The following is a 19,828-nucleotide window of genomic DNA, read 5'->3' as shown; positions in this document are numbered from 1 at the left end:
GACCTGGGTCCGGTCGAGCCGGCCACCGACCAGCGCATCGCCTTCGGCCGGGCCGACCGGCAGACCAGGACCGGCGAATCGCCGAGCCGACCCGGCCCGGGTGCTCGGGCTGATGACGGTCAGGGGGTCGTACGGACCGGCTGCGCCATCCCCACCAGGATCCGCCGGGGTGGCGTGAAAGGCTCCCGGCCGTGCGCGGTGAGCATGTTGTCCAGCATGAGGATGTCGCCCTCGCGCCACGGAAAAACCACCGTCTCGGCGCGGTACGCGGCACGCAGCTCGTCCAGCACCTCGGGCTCGATCTCCGTGCCGTCGCCGTAGTAGGTGTTGTTGGGCAGGCGGTCCCGGCCCAACGACAGCATCGCCCGGGACAGCACCGGATCCAGTGTGGACACGTGGAAGAACGTGACATGGTTGAACCAGGTCGTCTCCCCGCTCTCCGGGTGCTGGTGGACGGCCGCGCGGACCTGCGCCGTGCTGAGCCGCTCGCCGCCCAGCCACCGATGCTCGATGCCGTTGGCCTCGCAGTACCGCTCCACGGTCGCCCGGTCGTCGGTCTGGAACGCCTCCCGCCAGCCGAGGCCGAACCCGGTGCCGAAGTTGCGCACGTACCGGTAGCCGCGTTCCGCGAAGCGGTCCCGGGTGCGGGCCGAGATGCGCTGGTACACCCGGCGACAGTCGGCCACCGGGGTGGCGCCACCGGCCGCCGGCGCGACCGTGCAGTGGAAGAAGATGCGCAACGGCCAGGTGAGGTTGTACGACTGCTCGTTGTGCAGGAAGATCGCCTCGTTGGCCGGGTGTTCGGTGGAGGTGTAGACGTTCCCCTCGACCTCGCGACGCGGTGACGACCGCTCCAGATAGGGGAGTGGCTCGCCCGACGCGGCGGTGATGAAGTGGTGGAACACCTCGACGGATCCCGCCGTGAAACCGCGGAACAGGATGCCGCCGTGCCGGGCCAGGCGGCGGTGGAGCGCCGGTCGGTTGTCGGCGGCCCACTTCACCAGGTCGAAGCCAGCGTACGCGGGTTCCACGACGAGCGGAAGCGATCGGCCGGGCGCGGGTTCCGTCTCGCGTACGTCGGCGAATCCGGTGGTCATATGGCTCCTCCCACTATCGGTTCGTACTCACGCCGGAGGGCTTCCCGAACGTAGCATCGAGTGGCCTCAAAGCCGTTTCGTCTCGTCCTCGCCATACACCGGTGATACATCCACGAGCACACCATTCGGAACTTACTCGGCAGTACGCGTTCCGTCGTTTAGTGTGGGCGAGCATGCATCGACGGGGGACAACGTGACGCGCTGTACGGGGCGCAGAGCTGCGTGTGTTTCCTCCTTGCCGTGTCGTCGGGTGGCGCCCGACTCTCGTCTCGACGACGAATCGCCTTTGGTATGGGAGGTCGTTCCTTGAAGCAGAATCACACGAGTCCGCTCGTGGTACCGCTGAGGCGCCCGATGGAAACAGAAGGCCCCGTCATGGTAGACGAGAATCAGCGTGACGAGCGGGAAACGCAACTGGTCCCAATAAATTCGCTGCTGCCGGCCGACTCGCCGAGGTTGGCCGGTGAGAGCGTAGACCATACCGAACTGCTCGCGCATACGGACGCGGCTCTGCCGCCCATCCTGGTCCACCGGCGGACGATGCGGGTCGTCGACGGCATGCACCGGCTGCGGGCGGCGCTCCGACGTGGCCAGGACGTCATCGCGGTGCGGTTCTTCGACGGCGGGGAGCAGGACGCGTTCGTGGCCGCCGTCGAGGCGAACATCGCGCACGGGCTGCCGCTGACGCTCGCCGACCGGGAGGCCGCCGCCAGCCGGATAATCCGGTCCCACCCGTGGTGGTCGGACCGGGCCATCGCGGCGGTCACCGGGCTCGCCGCCGCCACGGTCCGCACCATCCGTGGCCGTACGGGTACCGATGACGCTCCCGAGGAGATCAGTCGGCTCGGCCGGGACGGCCGGGTCCGGCCGCTGAACGGCGCGGTGGGCCGGTTGGCGGCGAGCGCGATCATCGCCGAGCGCCCGGATGCGCCGTTGCGCGAGATCGCGAAGGCGGCGGGCATCTCGCCGACGACCGCCCGGGACGTCCGCGAGCGGATGCGTCGGGGCGACGACCCGGTGCCGCCCCGGCAGCGGCCCGGCGGCGACACCGGACCGGAAGATCCGGCACCGGGCCGGCCGGCTGCCGTGGGCCACGGCTGGGCAGACCGGTCGGCACCGGCCCGGGACGGTGCCGGCGCCGCCGAGGGCCGGGAGAAGGCCGCGATCCTGCGGGGACTGCGGAACGACCCGTCGCTGCGGTTCACCGAGTCCGGGCGGGCGCTGTTGCGGTGGCTCTGGCCCCGGGTCACCGGCCCCGAGGGTTGGGAGGACATCGTCCTGACCATCCCGCCACACTGCACCTACCTGGTGGCGGATCTGGCCCGGCGCTGCGCGGACGAGTGGCTGACGTTCGCCGAGGAGATGGAGCAGCAGGCGCGTTCCATGGCCTGACGTGCCGATCCGGCGCCGGTGGCGGCCTGTCCAACTGAGAATATCGATCGGTTGGACAGGCCGATCGAACCCTTTTCGACCCGAACCGCGCCGCGCTCGCGCGCTGCGTCCGACCTTGCGGTCAGCCGGACCGCAAGGGGAGCTTGAGGAGGTTCATTGAACGGGCGGAGGCGGACGGTCATCTCTTGCACGATCGGGCTCTATTATGATTCGGCAAATCCATGATGCCCATTCGTTCCTGCTCGCCGACGGCGTTTTGCTAGTCGACGCACAGCGCAGCATGCGATTGCCGGCACCCGGTTCGGAACGTGGTGAGCGAGGGGCGGAATGACCGGAACGGTGATGCCGCGGTTCATTCAGGAGGCGCGGACGAACAGTCCGCTCGCGAAGCTGAACGTCAGCAGCGGCGGGACGGCGCATATGCTGTGGCTGAAACTGGAGACGAGGAATCCCACCGGCTCGGTGAAACACCGGACCGCGCTCGGGCTGCTGGCGTCCCTCGACGCGCAGAGCCCACTCGCACCGGGCACCCGGGTCGTCGAGTCGACCTCGGGCAACCTCGGCCTCGCGCTGGCGCGCACGCTGCGGGACCTGGACTGCCAGCTGGTGGCTGTGGTCGATCCGAAGGTACCGCGGTCGACCCGGGCCCTTCTGGAGGCCGAAGGAGCCGAGCTGGTCCCGGTGACCGAGCCGGACGTGTACGGCGGCTACCTGCTCACCCGGCTCGCCAAGGTGCGCGAGCTGCGGCTCGCGGATCCGCGGCTGCGCTGGCCGGACCAGTACCACAACCCTGCCAACCCGGGTATACACCGCGACACCCTCGCCGAGGAACTGGTCCGGCAGACCGGCGGCCGGCTGGACACCGTGCTCGTCGCGGTGAGCACCGGCGGCACGCTGGTCGGGATCAGCGAGGGGCTGCGCGCGGTCGCACCAGCGGTGCGGATCTACGCCGTGGACGCGTACGGCTCCGTCGTCACCGCCGACGCCGGCACCCCCCACCTGCTCACCGGCGTCGGCGCCAGCCGTAAGTCGTCCTTCCTGCACCGCCGTCACTTCGAGCGGGCGATCCGTATCACCGACGTGCGGGCATTCGCCTTCAGCCGGATGCTGGCCGAGGACACCGGGCTGGCCGTCGGCGGCTCGGCCGGCGCCGTGCTGGCCGCCTTCGCCAAGCTGGCCGCCGGCGGGAGCCCCGGCCGCCACCCGGTCGCGGTGGTCGCCGACGGCGGCGCCAACTACCGCTCCACCTTCTATGACGACGGGTGGCTGGCGGCCCGGGGCGTGCTCGAGCGGGTACTCGCCACGGAGGCCACGGCCCGGGCCAACGGGCTCGGCTTCGACCTCGAACTCGATCCGGAGGTCCACCCGGACTTCCACCCGGACAAGGGGCGCTGACGATGGGGCAGGTATCGGGAACCCGCTGGGCGCACGGCTGCGAACTCCTGGAGTACCGGTACGGTCCGGACCTGCTGCCCGGCCGGGCCGACGGCGGGCCGGCGGGGATGTGGCGGTACCGGGCGTTGCTCCCCGTGGACCCCGGCCCGATCCACTACCCGGTGCCGGTCGGCGGCACCCCGCTGCTGGCGCTGCCGGGGCTGCGCGCGGTGACGGGCGTACCGGAGCTGTTCGTGAAGGACGAGACGCGCGGTCCCAGCGCCTCCAACAAGGACCGCGCGACGGCCCTGGTCCTCGAGGGCGGCCTGCGGACCGGGGCGGACACGATCACCACGGCGTCGACCGGCAACGCGGCGGTGGCCACCGCGCTGGGCGCCGCCGCGGTGGCGCTTCGTTCGGTGATCTTCGTGTCGACGGGCTGCCGCCCCGACAAGGTCGGCCTGATGCGCGCCGCCGGCGCCCAGGTGTTCGCGCTGGCTGACGGCTACAGCGCCGCGGTGGAGCTGTCCCGGGCCGCCGCCCGGGAGTTCGGCTGGTTGGACCGCAACACCGGCGTCAACCCGTACACCACCGAGGCGAAGAAGACTGTCGCCCTGGAGATCTGGGAGCAACTCCGACGGCAGCCCCCCGACGTGGTCGTCGCGCCGGTGGGGGACGGACCCACGCTGGCCGGGCTGGCCAAGGGCTTCGACGAGTTGCTCGCCTGTGGCGGAATCGAGCGGCTGCCCCGGCTGATCGGCGTGCAGGCGGCCAACTGCCAGCCCCTCGTGCGGGCGTGGGCCGGCGCGGACGGCTCGGCCACCTCGGGTGCACCCGGCGATCCGGCGAGCGGTGCGACGACGATCGCCGACGGCATCGCGGTCACCCGGCCGACGGCCGGCGCGCTGGCCCTGGACGCCGTACGCCGTACCGGCGGTGCGATGGTCGCCGTGCCGGACGACGCGCTCTCGGCCGCCGGGGCAACCCTGCTCCGGTACGGCGGGCTGGGCAGCGAGCCGGCCGGCGCGGCCGGGCTGGCCGGACTCGTGGCGGCGCTGGCCGGAGGGCTGGTGGATCGCGCGGAACGGGTCGTGGTCATGCTGACCGGGCGCGAGCTGGCGGCCGGCCCGACACCGGTGCCGGAGCCGGCCGCGCCGGTGATCGAGCCGGACCTCGACGCGGTACGGGCCGCGCTGGCGGACCACCCGCGCAACTGAGCGGCTGAAATCACGCCACGCCCTGCGCCTCGTCCATCTGCCGGCGCAGGCTCAGCGGTCGCATGTCGGTCCACACCTCGCGGATGTGCGCCAGACACTCCTCCTTCGAGCCGGCCCTGCCGCCCTCCCGCCAGCCGGCCGGAATCTCCTGGTCGGCCGGCCAGATCGAGTACTGCTCCTCGTGGTTCACCACCACGGTGTAGCGCCGGTCGTCATCCGTCTCGTCGTCAACAGGCATGCCGCCTCCTGGCCGTGATGGAAAGGCTGAAATGACACCGCGCCGGATCCTACGTCGCGCGCGCCGGTTGCGGCGGGCCTCGCCGCGACGGCTTGTGGGACGTTTCCCGAACGCATATGCATAGTCGAACACGAGTGGTATCCCACGGTTCGCCCAATCACGGGGAAGGTTTCATGGCCGACGTATCCGTGCCCGCCTGGTCGCACCTCGTCGAAATCCTCGACCAGCGCGCGGCGGGCGCGCCGGACCGGGTGGCGTACCTCTTCCGGGACGAGGCCGGGCGGGACGACGCCAGCCTCAGCTACGGCCAACTGGCCGGCCGCGCCCGGGCGGTCGCCGCAGAACTCCTCCGGACGACGACGCCGGGCGAGCGGGCGCTCCTGCTCTACCGGCCCGGACTGGACTTCCTCGTCGCGCTCTTCGGCTGCTTCTACGCGGGCGTCGTCGCGGTCCCCGCGTACCCGCCACGGGGTCGGCGATCCCTACCCCGGCTGGCCGCGATCCTGGCCGACAGCGAAGCGGCGGTCGCGCTCACCGACTCGCCCACCCGGGTGCCGGCGGTCGAGTCGTGGCTCGGCGACGAGCTGCGCCGGCTGCGGTGGATCCACACGGCGGCGCTGCCCGAGGCGGACGAGCCCGGCCCGGCGGTGCCGATCGGCGCGGAGACCGTGGCCCTGCTGCAGTACACCTCGGGATCGACCGGACAGCCGCGCGGCGCGATACTGAGTCACCGGCAGATCCTGCACAATTCCCAGCACATCAGCCGGCTCTTCGGCACCACGGCACAGAGCCGGTCGACGGTCTGGCTGCCGCCCTTTCACGACATGGGGCTGATCGGCGGCGTGGTGCAACCGCTGTACGCCGGATTTCCCATGACGCTGATGTCGCCCACGACATTTCTCCAGTCGCCGTACCGGTGGTTGGAGACAATTGCCGAAACCGGATCGGACGTCAGCGGGGGGCCGAACTTCGCGTACGAGCTGTGCCTGCGCCGGATCAGCCGGGAGCAGCGTGCCGAGCTGGACCTGAGCGGCTGGCGGGTGGCCTTCAACGGCGCCGAGCCGATCCGCCCGGAGACGATCGACAGGTTCGCCGAGTACTTCGCGCCGTGCGGGTTCCGTCGGTCGGCGTTCCTGCCGTGCTACGGCCTGGCCGAGGCGACGCTGCTGGTCAGCGGAGGACCCGCGGTGGTCAGGACGTTCGACCGGGCGGAACTCGAACGCGGCCGGGTGGCGCCCGCGTCCGGACCGGCCGGTCAGGCACTCGTCGGCAGCGGCCGGGGCCTGCCGGACCAGGTGCTGCGCATCGTCGATCCGGACACCGGCGGGGCCAGCCCGGCCGGTGCGGTGGGCGAGGTGTGGGTCGCCGGGACCAGCGTCGCCCGGGGTTACTGGAACCGTCCGGAGGAATCCGCGGACACCTTCGGCGCCCGCGTGGCGGAGTCCGGTGACGGCCCGTTCCTGCGCACCGGCGACCTGGGCTTCCTGGACGACGGCGAGCTTTTCGTCACCGGTCGGATCAAGGACCTCATCGTCATCCGCGGCCGGAACCACCACCCGCACGATATCGAGCGGACGGTGGAGGGAGCGCATCCCGTGCTCCGTCCGGGGTGCGGTGCGGCCTTCCCGGTCGAGGCTGGTGGCGAGGAGCGGCTGGTGCTGGTCTACGAGGCCGTGCTCGGCGACGGGGTGGATCCGGAGCAGGTGGCCGGCGCGGTCCGCCGGGAGGTCGCCGCGGCCCACGGGCTGCACGCGTACGCGGTGGTGCTGATCCGCCCCGGCAGCGTGCCACGGACCAGCAGCGGGAAGATCCAGCGCCACCGCTGCCGCGCCGACTACCTGGCCGGGCGGCTCACCGTCGTGGCGCAGAGCACTGTGCAGCTCCTCGGGCAGGGGGCTGCGCAGCAGGACGCGGCGGGCGAGCGGGTCGTGCCGCCCGAGCCGGCCCGGCTGCGGGCCGCCGCGCCGCCGGCCCGCCGCCGGCTCGTCGAGGCGTACCTGCGGGCGCAGGCGGCCGCGGTGCTGCGGGTCGACGGGAGCGAGGTGCCGCTGGACCGCCCGCTGAACGAGCTCGGCCTCGACTCGCTGGCCGCGACCATGCTCCAGCACCGCATCGAGGAGGACCTGCACACCCTGCTGCCGCTCGCCGACATCGTGGACGGCGCCAGCGTCGCCGCCCTCGCCGAGCGCCTGGTCGAGCCGTCGGGCATCCCCGGCGAGGCCGGCTCCGACGGGACCGGCTCCGACGGGACCGGCTCCGACGAGGCGGATCCTGGTGAGGTGGGTCCTGGCGAGGCCGTGCTCTCCGTCGGCCAGCGGTCGATGTGGTTCCTCCAGCGACTCGCGCCGGCCAGCGCCGCGTACACCATCTCCTGTGCCGTGCGGATCCCGGGCGACCTGGACCCGGCGGCCCTCCGGCACGCGTTCGCCGCCCTCGTCGACCGGCATGCGATCCTGCGTACCAGCTACCCGGCGCGCGGCGGGGAGCCGGTCGCGGTGGTTCGGGACCGCGTCGACGGCTGGTTCCGGGAGCACGACGCGACCGGCTGGGACGACGGGCGGCTGCACCGGGCCCTGGCCGACGAGGCGGACGAGCCCTTCGACCTCGAAAGCGGGCCGGTGCTGCGGGTCGCCGTGTTCCGCCGGGGTCCGCGGGAGCACGTGCTGCTGCTGGCCGTGCACCATATCGCCGCCGACTTGTGGTCGCTGGAGATCCTGCTCGGTGAGCTGGGCACGCTGTACCAGGCTGGCGGCACCGGGCCGGTGGAACCGGCGCGGGTCCAGCACCAGGACTACGCCCGCTGGCAGCAACGCCTGCTCGCCGGCTCCGAGGGCGAGCGGCTGTGGACGTACTGGCGGGGACAGCTCGCCGGTGACCTGCCGGTGCTGCGGCTCCCGCTGGACCGGCCGCGACCTGCGGAGCGGACGTACGCCGGCGCGGTGCACCCGTTCCGGCTCGGGACGGAACTCACCGTCCGGCTGCGGGCGCTGGCGGCGGAGCGCGGCGTGACGCCGTTCACCGTCCTGCTCGCCGGCTACCAGGCGTTGCTGCACAGGTACACGGGGCAGGACGACATCGTCGTCGGCTCGTCGCTGACCGGGCGGGGGCGGGCGGCGTTCGGCGGGGTGGTGGGGTACCTGGTGAACATGGTGCCGCTGCGCGCGGACCTGTCGGGAGAGCCGACCTTCGGGCAGCTCCTGCGTGACGCGTGGCACACCGTGCTCGGTGCGCTCGCGCACCAGGACTGCCCGTTCCCCGAGATGGTCGCGCGGCTCGGCGTACGCCGGGATGCCTCGGTCTCGCCGATCTTCCAGACCGCGTTCACCTTCCAGCAGGCCCGGCTGCACGGCAGTGGCGAACTCGCGGCCATGGCGCTGGCCGGGCCGGGGCTGCGCGGGCGGCTCGGCCCGCTGCCCGCCGAGTCCGTCGGCCTGCGGAGCAGGACCGCGCAGTTCGACCTGTCCCTGCACCTCGCGGAGGTGGACGGCGGGCTGGCCGGCTCCCTCACCTACCGCACCGCACTGTTCGACGCGGAGACGATCGCCCGGATGGCCGGACACCTGGAGGCCCTGCTCTCCGCCGCCGTCGAGGCGCCCGACCGGCGGGTGTCGGCGCTGCCGCTCGCCCCCGCCGGCGATCGGCGGCCCGGGCCGCCGGGTCGGCCGGACGGCGACCTGGTGCATCGGCTCTTCGAGGCGCAGGTGGCCCGCACACCGGACCGGGTCGCCGTGGTCGACGGCGACCGCGAGGTCACGTACCGCGATCTCAACCAGAGTGCCAACCGGCTGGCCCGGCACCTGCGTGCCCGCGGGATCGGGGACGGGGCCGTCGTCGGCGTCCTCCTCGAACCCGGTGCGGAGCAGGTGCTCGCGGTGCTCGCCGTGCTCAAGACCGGCGCCGGTTACCTGCCCCTGGATCCCGGCCACCCGCCGCCGCACCGCGCACACCTGCTCGGCGCCGCTGCGGCCGTCGCCGTCGTGACCCGGGGGCCGGCGCCGGCCCTACCGTCCACCGTGGCCGTCGTCGACCTCGACGCGGACGGCTCGGCCATCGCCGGGGAGCCGGCCGACGACCTCGCCGGCCGTGCGTTCCCCGCCGGGCCGTCCGGCGTGGCCTGCGTCGGCTACACGTCCGGCTCGACCGGCCGGCCGAAGGGCGTCATGATGACCCACGCCGGACTCGTCGCCCAGATGCGGGCGCTCGCCAACCGGACGCGGACGACCGCGGACGACCGGTACCTGCTGGTCGAGCCGCTCGCCGCGGCCTCCTCGGTACGGCAGCTCACCGTGCCGCTCTGTGCTGGCGGGGCGGTGGTGCCGGTGCCCCGACACCGCGTCACGGACGTGCCGGCGCTCTTCGAGTTGATCCGGCGGCACGGCGTGACGGTCGTCTCCGCCACCCCGTCGTTCTGGCGGCACAGCGCCGAGGCGCTGGACCGGCTGCCCGCACCGCGCCGCGACGCGCTCCTGGACAACCAGCTCCGCCTGCTGCTGTCCGCCAGCGAGACGCTGCACGCGGACCTGCCGCAGTGGTGGCTCGCCCGGCTGCGCCCCGGGGTTCGCATGGTCAACCTGTTCGGCCACACCGAGATCTCCGGTATCGCCACCAGCTACCAGGTCCCGCCGTCCGGGGAGTCGGAAACCCCTGGCGCCGCGGTGCCGGCCGGGACCCCGCTGCCCGGCATCGAGGTGTACGTGCTGGACGACAGCATGTCCCCGGTGCCGCCCGGCGTGGCCGGCGAGGTGTACGTCGGTGGCCCGTCGCTGGCCCGCGGGTACCTCGACCGGCCCGACCTCACCGCCGAGCGGTTCCTGCCGGACCCCTTCGGCGAGCGCCCCGGTGGCCGGCTCTACCGCACCGGGGATCTCGCCCGGTACCTGCCCAGCGGCGACATCGCGCACCTGGGCCGCCGGGACGACCAGGTCAAGGTGCGGGGCCACCGGATCGAACCGGCGGAGGTGGCGGCGGTCCTCGCCGGGCATCCCGCGGTACGGGACGCCGCCGTGCTGGCCGGCCCGGACGACACCGGGCAGATCCGGCTGGTGGCGTACGTGGTGGCCGAGCCGGCGCCGACAACCAGCGAGCTGCGCCGCCACGTGGCGGACCGGCTGCCCGAGTACATGGTGCCCGCGGTGGTGCTGGTGCTGCCCGTGCTGCCCCGGACGGTGTCCGGCAAGGTCGATCGCCGCGCGCTTCCGGCGCCGGAGCGGCAGCGGCCCGCGCTCGACGGTGAGTTCACCGCCGCGGTGTCACCGCTGGAGGAGACGCTCGCAGGCATCTGGGCGGAGGTCCTCGGCGTGGAGCGGGTGGGCGTGCACGACAACTTCTTCGACGCGGGGGGCAACTCGCTCTCGCTGGCCCGGGCCCATCAGCGCATGTGCGAGACCTTGGAGATCGACATGGAGATCGTGAAGCTCTTTCAGTACCCGACCGTGCGGGCGCTCGCGGAGCATCTGAGCCAGTCCGACCCCCGGGTCTCCACCCACCTGCGGCGCAGCGGGGCCACCGCCGCGCACCGACGGGAGAGACTCGACGACCTGCGGGCACGGCGGCAGGGCGGGACGCGATGAGTTCCACCGACATTGCCGTCGTCGGGATGGCGATCCGCTGCCCCGAGGCGAGCGACCTCGCGGAGTTCTGGGCCAACCTCGTACAGGGCCGGGAATGCCTGTCGGTCTTCCGCCCCGAGGAGTTGGAGCCGTACGACTTCCTGCCGGTGGACCCGGCCGACCCGAACTTCGTGCCGGTGGCCGGGGTGATGGCCGGCGCGGACCGGTTCGACGCCGAGTTCTTCGGCATCTCCCGCGCCGAGGCGGAGGACCTGGACCCCCAGCACCGGCTCTTCCTGGAACTCGTCTGGCACGCGATGGAGGACGCCGGCCACGACCTGGGCGGCCACGACGGCAACGTGGCGGTCTACGCCGGTTCCACCAGCAACACGTACCTGCTCTCGGTGCTGCCCCGGACCGGCTCCAGGCTGCGCAGCTACCAGGGGTTGGTCGCCAACGAGAAGGACTACCTGGCAACCCGGGTGTCGTACAAGTTGGGCCTGTCGGGCGAGAGCATGACCGTCCAGTCGGCGTGCTCCACGTCGCTGGTGGCCGTACACCTGGCGTGCCAGAGCCTGCTCACCGGGCAGTCCAGCGTGGCGGTCGCCGGCGCCGTCTCGGTGCAGGCGCGGCAGAAGACCGGGTACATCTACCACGAGGACGCCATCTTCTCCCCGGACGGGCACTGCCGGGCCTTCGACCGGGACGCCCGCGGCACGGTGTTCAGCAACGGCATGGGCGTGGTGGTGCTCCGGCCGCTCGACGACGCGGTGCGGGACGGCGACCGGATCTACGCGGTCATCAAGGGCTCGTTCGTGAACAACGACGCGAACGCGAAGGTGAGCTACACCGCGCCCAGCGTGGACGCGCAGGCCGCCGTGATCGCGGGTGCCCTGGACTTCGCCGGGGTGGACGCGGACACCGTGGACTACGTCGAGACGCACGGCACCGGCACCTCGCTCGGCGACCCCATCGAGGTCGAGGCGCTGACCCAGGCGTTCCGCCGGACCACCGCCCGCGAGCGGTTCTGCGCGATCGGCTCGCTGAAGACCAACATCGGGCATCTGAGCACCGCGGCCGGGGTCGCCGGCCTGATCAAGACCGCGCTGTCCGTGTACCACGGCGTCATCCCGGCCAGCCTGAACTTCCAGCATCCCAATCCGGTGATCGACTTCGAACGCAGCCCGTTCTACGTCAACACCGAGCGGCGGGAGTGGCCGCGTACCGGCCGGCCCCGCCGGGCCGGGGTCAGCTCGTTCGGCATCGGTGGCACCAACGCGCACGTCGTGCTGGAGCAGGCACCGCCCCGGCCGGCCCGCCCGGCCGGCGGACGCACACGGCACCTGCTCACGCTCTCCGCCCGGACCGAGCCGGCGCTCCGCGAGCTGGCCGGACGGCACGCCGAGCGGCTGCGCCACGAGCCCGGCGTGGACCTGGCCGACTACTGCTTCACCGCGAACACCGGACGGCGGCACTTCGCCCACCGCCTGGCACTGCCGGCCGCCTCGACGGCGCAGCTCCGCGCGGCCCTGGAGCGGTACGGCCGGGACGACACCGACGGGCTGATTCTCGGCGCAGCCGGCCAGCCGCCGGCGGTCACGTTCCTGTTCACCGGCCAGACTGCCCAGTACCCCGGCATGGGCTGGGCGCTGTACCACGGCGAGCCGGCGTTCCGGGCCGCGCTCGACGAGTGCCGGGAGCCGCTCGCGTCCTACCTGGACGCCCCGCTCGAGCGGTACCTCGACCCGGACGGCGGGCTCTCCGCCGAGCTGGACCACACCCGGGTGGCCCAGCCGGTGCTGTTCAGTCTCGGTTACGCCCTGGCCCGGCTCTGGCAGTCGTGGGGGGTGCGCCCGGCCGCGGTGCTCGGCCACAGCCTCGGCGAGTACGTCGCCGCGTGCGTGGCGGGCGTCTTCCCGGCGCAGGACGGCGTGCGGCTTGTCGCCGAGCGGGCCCGGCTGATGCAGCGGGTCGCCCCGGACGGCGCGATGGCCGCGGTCTTCGCGCCGGAGCAGGAGGTCCGGTCCGTGCTGGTGGCGGGCGGCCATCCGGTCGCGGTCGCCGCGGTCAACGGCCCGCGCCAGGTGGTCGTCTCCGGGGAACGGGAAGCGGTGCGCGAACTGACCGAGGCGCTGCGGGCCCGGGACACGGCGGTGCAGGAGCTGCCGGGGCACTGCCCGTTCCACTCCCCGCTGATCGAGCCGATGCGGGACGAGTACGCCGCCGTGCTGGCCCGCCAGCGCTTCGCCGAGCCGGCGACCGCGATGTACTCCGCGCTGACCGGGCGCCGGATCGGCCCGGGGGAGGTGCCGGGCCCGGAGCATTGGCTGGCACACCTCACCGAACCGGTCCGGTACGCCGACGCGCTCGCCGCGCTCCGGCCGCCGGCCCGGGTCTTCCTGGAGGTGGGGCCGCACCCGACGCTGATCGGGGTGGGCCGGCGAATCGACCCGGTCGATGGGGACGAGCCGGCGCTGTGGCTGCCGTCGCTGCGGCAGGGCGTCGACGACCGGGACGCGCTGCTCGACACGCTCGGCCGGCTGTACGCGCACGGGGTTCCGGTGGACTGGACCGGCTTCGACCGGCATGAGCGCCGGTTCCGGGTCACGGTGCCCGACTATCCGTTCCAACGGCAGCGGTACTGGATCGAGGACCACGCGCCCACCGACGCCGGGGCGGGTGAGCCCGGCGAGGCGCGGACCGCCTCGGTGCCCGGCGAGGCGCGGACCGCCTCGACACCCGCCGGGCTGACCGCCTCGACACCCGCCGGGCTGACCGCCTCGACGTCCGCCGGGCTGACCGCCTCGACGTCCGCCGGCCGGCACGAGCGCATCGTCGCGCACCTGCGCGCGGCCGTGGCCCGGCTGCTGCGCGCCCGGCCCGAGCAGGTGGACCCGGCGATCCCGATTCTCCAGGCCGGTGTCGACTCGATCGCCATGATCGAACTGGCCCAGCTCGTCGGCGACGAGTACGGGGTCACCGTCGGGATGCGCCAGATCATCTCCGAGCTGAACACCCTCGAGGCGCTCGCCGCGCACGTCGACGCGCTGCTGCCGGCCGACCACCATCAGGCGGCGGGACCAGGTCCGGGGGAGCCGGACACGCCTCCGGTGGCGGCCGGAGGCGCCGCCCCGACGGCGGCGGGCGGGCCGCACCGGGACCCGGCGGTGCCGCAGACCCCGCAAGTCCCGGACGGCGGGACGGTGGCAAGGCTGATGGAGCGGCAGCTCGAGGTGCTTGCCGACGTCATGGCGCAGCAGTTGCGGGTGCTGGCCGGCGGCGACACCATCCCGTCGGAGCCGGAGGGCGCGCCGCTCACGGCGGTGGACCGGGCGGCCGACGGCGGGTTGCCCGAGGCGGTCGTGCAGGCGGGGCCAGCGGAGCCGGTGGAGGCGGGTGACCTCGGGCCGTACCGCCCGTTCACGGTGCGAGGTGCCGACGCGGACGACCCGGCGCGGCGCGCGGCGCTGGCCCCGTTCCTGCAGAGCTACGCCGCCCGGACCGCCGGCTCGAAGCGGCTGGCCGCCACCTACCGGCCGGTGCTCGCGGACAACGCGAACCGTGCCCTGTCGGACTTCCGGATGGCGACGAAGGAGATCGTGTATCCGATCGCGCTGCACCGGTCGGCCGGCAGCCGGGTCTGGGACGTCGACGGGAACGAGTACGTCGACCTGCTGATGGGCATGGGCACCAATCTCTTCGGGCACTCCCCGGCGTTCGTCACCGAGGCGATCCAGCACCAGCTCCGCCTCGGTGTGCACCTCGGCGCCCAGTCGGACCTGGCCGGCCGGGTCGCGGAGCTGACCTGCGAGCTGACCGGGGCGGAGCGGGTCGTCTTCTGCAACACCGGCACCGAGGCGGTGATGACCGCGCTGCGGCTGGCCCGGGCCCACACCGGCCGGGGCACTGTGGTCCAGTTCACCGGCGCGTATCACGGCGGCTTCGACGGGACGCTGGTACGCCCGCGCCGGCTCGCCGGTGGCCGGCCCGCCCCGCTCGCACCCGGCGTACTGCCGCACGTGGTGGACGACGTGGTGCTGCTCGACTACGACCGGCCCGAGTCGCTCGAATACCTGGCAGCCAACGGGGCGGACGTGGCGGCCGTGCTGGTCGAACCGGTGCAGAGCCGGCGGCCGGACGTCCAGCCGGGCGAGTTCCTGCGCCGGTTGCGGGAGCTCACCGAGCGGCTGGGCGCGGCGCTGATCTTCGACGAGATCGTCACGGGGTTCCGGTGCGCGCCCGGCGGTGCGCAGGAGTGGTTCGGCGTTCGCGCCGACCTCTGCGCGTACGGGAAGGTGCTCGGCGGCGGGATGCCGATCGGGGCGGTGGCCGGGCGGGCGGCGTACCTGGACGCCGTGGACGGGGGCCGGTGGAGCTACGGCGACGACTCGTACCCGAGGGCGCAGACCACCTTCTTCGCCGGCACGTTCTGCAAGCATCCGTTGGCCATGGCCGCCGCGCTGGCGACGCTGACCGAACTCCAGCGCCAGGGTCCGGAGCTGCAACGCGATCTCAACGAGCGGACCGCCGGGCTGGTCGAGCGGCTCGGCGACCTCTTCGCGGCCGACGGGGTGCCGGTGTCGGTGCTGCGGTTCGGGTCGCAGTTCCGGTTCGCCTCCGGCGCCGACCTTCAACTCTTCTTCCAGCACCTCGTGCACAACGGCGTGCACGCCAGGGAGGGCGGCAACTGTTTCCTGTCCACCGCGCACACCGACGCCGACGTCGACGCGGTGGTCGCCGCAGTCGCGGCGAGCCTCCGCCAGGGCCGGCAGAGTGGACTGCTGTTTCCGGCCGCCCGGTCCGTGCCCGCCCGGGAACCGGTGATCCCGGCGGCCGACGAACCGGTGCCGGACCGGATCCCGCTCACCGAGGCGCAGCGGCAACTGTGGACACTCGCCGGCCTGGACACCGACGCCTCGGTCGCCTACAACCAGACTGCGGTGCTGCGCGTCGAGGGCGTTCTGCGCCTCGACGCACTGCGGACGGCGCTCGCCGAGGTACTGCGCCGGCACGAGTCGCTCCGGACCGTGTTCGACCCGGCGGGCGAACACCAGTGGGTCCGGCCGGTGTCCGAGGTGGACGTCGAGGTGGCGGTGCGAGACGTCCCGCCGGACTCGTCGCTGGCCGAGGTGGTGACCGCGGCGGGGCGTCTCCCGTTCGACCTCGTCCGTGGCCCGCTGCTAAGGGTGACCGTGCTGCGCGAGCGGGAGTCCCGGCACACCCTGCTGGTCTGTGCGCACCACATCGTCGCCGACGGCTGGTCGATGGGCGTGCTGATGCGGGAACTCGGCGAGGCGTACAACGCCGCGTGCCGGGACGTGCCGGTGGTGCTGCCGCCGCCTACGCAGTTCCGCACGTACCGGGACTGGTTGGAGCGGGGGGCCGGTCCAGGGCTGGCCGCCGCCGAACGGTACTGGCTGGACCGGATGGCGGGCGACCTGCCTGTCCTGGAGCTGCCGACCGACCACCCCCGGCCGGCGATCCGCGGCCACCGGGGGGCGCGCCTCGCCCACACCCTGGCGCCGGAGCTGGCTGGGGCGTTGCGCGAGGTGGCCGCCGCCCATGGAGCGACCCCGACCATGCTGTTGCTGACCGGGTACGTGCTGCTGCTGCACCGGCTCACCGGGGCCCGAGAGCTGATCGTGGGCCTGCCCGTGGCGGGGCGCGTGGACGGGCGCTGGCGGCAGATGATCGGCATGTGCGCCAACCTGGTACCGATCCGGGTCCGGATCGCGCCGACGGCGCCGCTCGGTGACTGCATCGCCGGAGTCCGCGACGCCGTGCTCGGTGCCGGGGAGCATCAGGACTACCCGTTCCCGGCCCTGGTGCGGCGGCTCGGGCTGCGGCTGGACCCGGCCCGCACCCCACTGGTCGGCACGATGTTCAACCTGGACCGCCCGGTCGAACCGCCGGCCCTGAGCGGCCTGCAGGTCGAACAGGTCACCTTTCCCACCAGCTACGTCCAGTTCGATCTCGCGCTGAACGTGGTCGAGACCGCGGACACGTTCCGCCTGGAGCTCGACTACGCCACCGGGCTCTTCGACGCGGCGACCCCGCTCCGCTGGCTCGACCTGCTCGGCGACCTGCTCGGCAGGCTGCCGGGGGGCGTGGACCGGTCGGTACAGGAACTGACCGCGCCCCCGCCCGGCGAGCTCGCCGCCGTCTTCGCCCTCGGGACCGGCCCGGTGGTGGCCGGTGACGACCGCTGCCTGCCGGAGCTGTTCGACGCGCAGGCCGTGCGGACGCCGGACCGGGTCTGCGTGTACGACGGTGCCGAGCGGCTGACCTACCGGCAACTGCGCGAGCGGGCGGACGCGTTGGCGGCGCACCTGCACGGGCACGGCGTGCCCGAGGACGGGCTGGTGGCGGTCCTGCTGCCACGGTCGGCGGCGGCGTACGTGGCGATCCTCGGTGCGTGGAAGGCCGGCGCCGGGTACCTGCCACTTGATCCGGACCATCCGGACGGGCGACGGGCGGACGTGCTGGCGGACGCGAAGCCGGCGGCGGTGGTCACACTGGACCGGCTCACCCCGCTCCTGCCTGCCGGCGCCGGGCCGGTGGTGCGGCTGGACACCGACTGGCCGGAGATCGCTTCGGTGGGCGGCGCCGCTGCTTCCCGTCCGTCGGGGCCGGCCGGGCCGGAGAGCGTCGCCTGGGTCATCTACACCTCTGGCTCCACCGGCCCGGCGAAGGGGGTGGTGAGCACGCACCGGGCGGTGGTGAACCGCCTGCGGTGGGGTTGGCGCAGCCACCCGTTCGGTCCGGAGGACATCTGCTGTCACAAGACGGCGCTCGGTTTCGTGGATTCGGTCGCCGAGATGTTCGGGCCGCTGCTGAGCGGGATCCCCACGGTGGTGCTCTCGGCGGAGGCGACGCGGGACTCCCGCACGCTGGTACGGGAGTTGGCCGACCGGAACGTGACCCGGATCGTGCTGGTGCCGTCCCTGCTCCGGGTCGTACTCGACGCGCTGTCCGCCGAGGGCCGGTCGCTGCCACGGCTACGGCACTGGGTGGTCAGCGGCGAGCCGCTGCCGGGCGGCCTGCTGGACCGGTTCCACCAGGTGCTGCCCGGCGCCAGCCTGTTCAACCTGTACGGCGCCACCGAGGTGATGGGCGACGTGACCGCCGCCGCCTGCCCGCCCGGCGCGGGCGGCGGACCGGTCCCGATCGGGCGCCCGCTCGACAACACCCGGCTGTACGTGCTCGACGAGGAGGCGCGACCCGTCCCGATCGCGGTCACCGGCGAGCTGTACGTCGGCGGGCCGGCCCTGGCCCGGGGCTACCTCGGCCGGCCGGACCTGACCGCCGAGCGGTTCGTGCCGGACCCGTTCGGCCCGGACGAGGGTGGCCGGCTGTACCGCACCGGGGACCGGGCGCGACTGCTGTCGGACGGCACGCTCGTGCTTGTCGGCCGCGCCGACCGGCAGCTCAAGGTCCGCGGCGTGCGCGTCGAGCCGGCCGAGGTCGAGGCCGCGTTGGAGCGGCATCCGGACGTGTCGCAGTCGGCGGTGGTGGCGGTGACCGGCCCGGCCGGCGAGCCGGTGCTGACCGGGTACCTGACGGAGCGGCCCGGCCAGCCGGGCCGGTTTGCGGGTGACGGCGTCGAGCGGCTCCGGTCGTTCCTGCGGACGCGGCTGCCCGAGCAGTTGGTCCCCACTCACCTGGTCGTGCTCGCCGACCTGCCCCGCACGCCGACCGGCAAGGTGGACCGGGCCGCGCTGACCGCCCGCGCGGCCGACGCCCGGCCGGCGCCGGCCGGGGCGCCTCCGCGCACCCCGACCGAACACGCCCTGCACGACATCGTCACCTCCCTGCTGGGCGTGGACCGGCTCGGCGTGACCGACGACCTGCTGGACGCCGGCGGCACCTCACTGACCGTGATGCGGCTGGCCGTACGGCTGCGCGCCACGTTCGGCGCCGACCTGGCGGCCGGTGAGCTGCTGGCCGCGCCGACGATCGCCGGCATCGCCCGGTTGGTCGACGGGCCGGACCGGTCGGACCGTCCCGTACCGGACCCGGCCGTGCCGCGCCGTGCCGACCAGGGCCCGGCGCCGCTGTCGTTCGCGCAGCAGCGACTCTGGTTCCTGCACCAGTACGAGCCGGAGAGCCCGGCCCTGAACCTGCCGTTCGCCGTCCGGCTGAAGGGGCCGTTGCGGGTCGTCGCGCTGCGCGAGGCGCTGGTCGCCACGGCCCGGCGGCACGGGGCGCTGCGGACCGTCCTGCCGGTGGTGGACGGCCAGCCGGTGCAGGTGGTGGTGGATACCGACCCGCCCTGCCCGACCGTCGACCTGTCGCACATCGCGCCCGGGGACCGGTGGGCCGAGGCGCTGCGGCTGGCCCGGGAGGAGGCGTGCCGGCCGTTCGACCTCGCGGCGGGACCGCTGCTGCGCGCCGCTGTGGTCCGGATCGATCCGACCGACCACCTGTTCCTGCTCACGATGCACCACGTGGTCGCCGACGGTTGGTCACTCGGCCTGCTGGTCGAGGAGGTCGTCGCCGGGTACCGACAGCGTGTGGACGGCGGGCCGAAGGATACACCGCCGGAGCTGCCGATCCAGTACGCGGACTTCGCCGCCTGGCAGCGTGAGCGCGTCGACGAGCACGACGCCGACCTGGAGTACTGGCGCACCGAGCTGGCCGGCGCCCCGGCCGTACTGGAACTGCCGACGGATCGCCCGCGCTCGGATCGGCGCACCTCGGCCGGCGCCACCCAGCGGTTCCGGTTGGAGCGGGGTGTGGTGGAGGGGTTGGTGGGGGTGGGGCGGGGTGTGGGTGCGACGTTGTTCATGACGTTGTTGGCGGGGTTCGTGGTGGTGTTGTCGCGGTATTCGGGGCAGCGTGAGGTGTGTGTGGGTACGCCGGTGGCGAATCGGTCGCGGGCGGAGTTGGAGGGTTTGATCGGTTTTTTTGTTAATACGTTGGTGTTGCGGGTTGGTGTGTCGGGTGGGGTGTCGTTTCGGG

7 protein-coding genes are annotated in these 19,828 nt (G+C 73.5%); 5 read left to right on the top strand and 2 right to left on the bottom strand.

Annotation, left to right across the window (positions count from 1 at the left end):
• Window positions 1–119: 119 nt before the first annotated feature.
• On the bottom strand, window positions 120–1,097 hold the full coding sequence (locus R6Y94_RS36130) for a TauD/TfdA family dioxygenase (RefSeq protein ID WP_318400980.1): 978 nt from the start codon (window positions 1,095–1,097) through the stop codon (window positions 120–122).
• 375 nt (window positions 1,098–1,472) lie between these two features.
• Between R6Y94_RS36130 and R6Y94_RS36125 the strand changes: the two genes are divergently transcribed.
• The 3 genes from R6Y94_RS36125 (at window position 1,473) to R6Y94_RS36115 (ending at window position 5,080) form a co-directional block, all read left to right on the top strand.
• On the top strand, window positions 1,473–2,489 hold the full coding sequence (locus R6Y94_RS36125; RefSeq protein ID WP_318400978.1) for a transcriptional regulator protein: 1,017 nt from the start codon (window positions 1,473–1,475) through the stop codon (window positions 2,487–2,489).
• A 327-nt stretch (window positions 2,490–2,816) separates the two neighbouring features.
• Window positions 2,817–3,884 carry a cysteine synthase family protein gene (locus R6Y94_RS36120; RefSeq protein WP_318400976.1) on the top strand — a complete coding sequence of 356 codons (1,068 nt, stop codon included), beginning with the start codon at window positions 2,817–2,819 and terminating at the stop codon, window positions 3,882–3,884.
• 2 nt (window positions 3,885–3,886) lie between these two features.
• Complete coding sequence (locus tag R6Y94_RS36115; protein ID WP_318400974.1) at window positions 3,887–5,080, top strand: threonine synthase; 1,194 nt, start codon at window positions 3,887–3,889, stop codon at window positions 5,078–5,080.
• A 10-nt stretch (window positions 5,081–5,090) separates the two neighbouring features.
• Here R6Y94_RS36115 and R6Y94_RS36110 read toward each other — a convergent pair whose 3' ends face one another.
• The gene (locus R6Y94_RS36110) at window positions 5,091–5,318 is read right to left on the bottom strand and encodes an MbtH family protein (protein ID WP_318400972.1); all 228 of its coding nucleotides are present in this window, start codon (window positions 5,316–5,318) and stop codon (window positions 5,091–5,093) included.
• A gap of 173 nt (window positions 5,319–5,491) precedes the next feature.
• Here R6Y94_RS36110 and R6Y94_RS36105 point away from each other — a divergent pair, with 173 nt between their 5' ends.
• Complete coding sequence (locus tag R6Y94_RS36105; RefSeq protein ID WP_318400971.1) at window positions 5,492–10,888, top strand: non-ribosomal peptide synthetase; 5,397 nt, start codon at window positions 5,492–5,494, stop codon at window positions 10,886–10,888.
• Window positions 10,885–19,828, top strand: an 8,944-nt coding sequence (locus tag R6Y94_RS36100) for a non-ribosomal peptide synthetase/type I polyketide synthase (RefSeq protein WP_318400969.1), incomplete at its 3' end; no start/stop codon positions are given. The genes R6Y94_RS36105 and R6Y94_RS36100, both read left to right, overlap by 4 nt.

Origin of the sequence: Plantactinospora sp. KLBMP9567 (assembly GCF_033446045.1) — a bacterium.
GTDB lineage: Bacteria > Actinomycetota > Actinomycetes > Mycobacteriales > Micromonosporaceae > Plantactinospora.
This window is presented reverse-complemented; position numbering and strand designations above follow the sequence as displayed.

What these genes read in the sequence shown, in the direction of transcription:
- R6Y94_RS36130 (WP_318400980.1), bottom strand. Translation starts at nt 1,097, where the DNA reads ATGACCACCGGATTCGCCGACGTACGCGAGACGGAACCCGCGCCCGGC.
- R6Y94_RS36125 (WP_318400978.1), top strand. Translation starts at nt 1,473, where the DNA reads ATGGTAGACGAGAATCAGCGTGACGAGCGGGAAACGCAACTGGTCCCA.
- R6Y94_RS36120 (WP_318400976.1), top strand. Translation starts at nt 2,817, where the DNA reads ATGACCGGAACGGTGATGCCGCGGTTCATTCAGGAGGCGCGGACGAAC.
- R6Y94_RS36115 (WP_318400974.1), top strand. Translation starts at nt 3,887, where the DNA reads ATGGGGCAGGTATCGGGAACCCGCTGGGCGCACGGCTGCGAACTCCTG.
- R6Y94_RS36110 (WP_318400972.1), bottom strand. Translation starts at nt 5,318, where the DNA reads ATGCCTGTTGACGACGAGACGGATGACGACCGGCGCTACACCGTGGTG.
- R6Y94_RS36105 (WP_318400971.1), top strand. Translation starts at nt 5,492, where the DNA reads ATGGCCGACGTATCCGTGCCCGCCTGGTCGCACCTCGTCGAAATCCTC.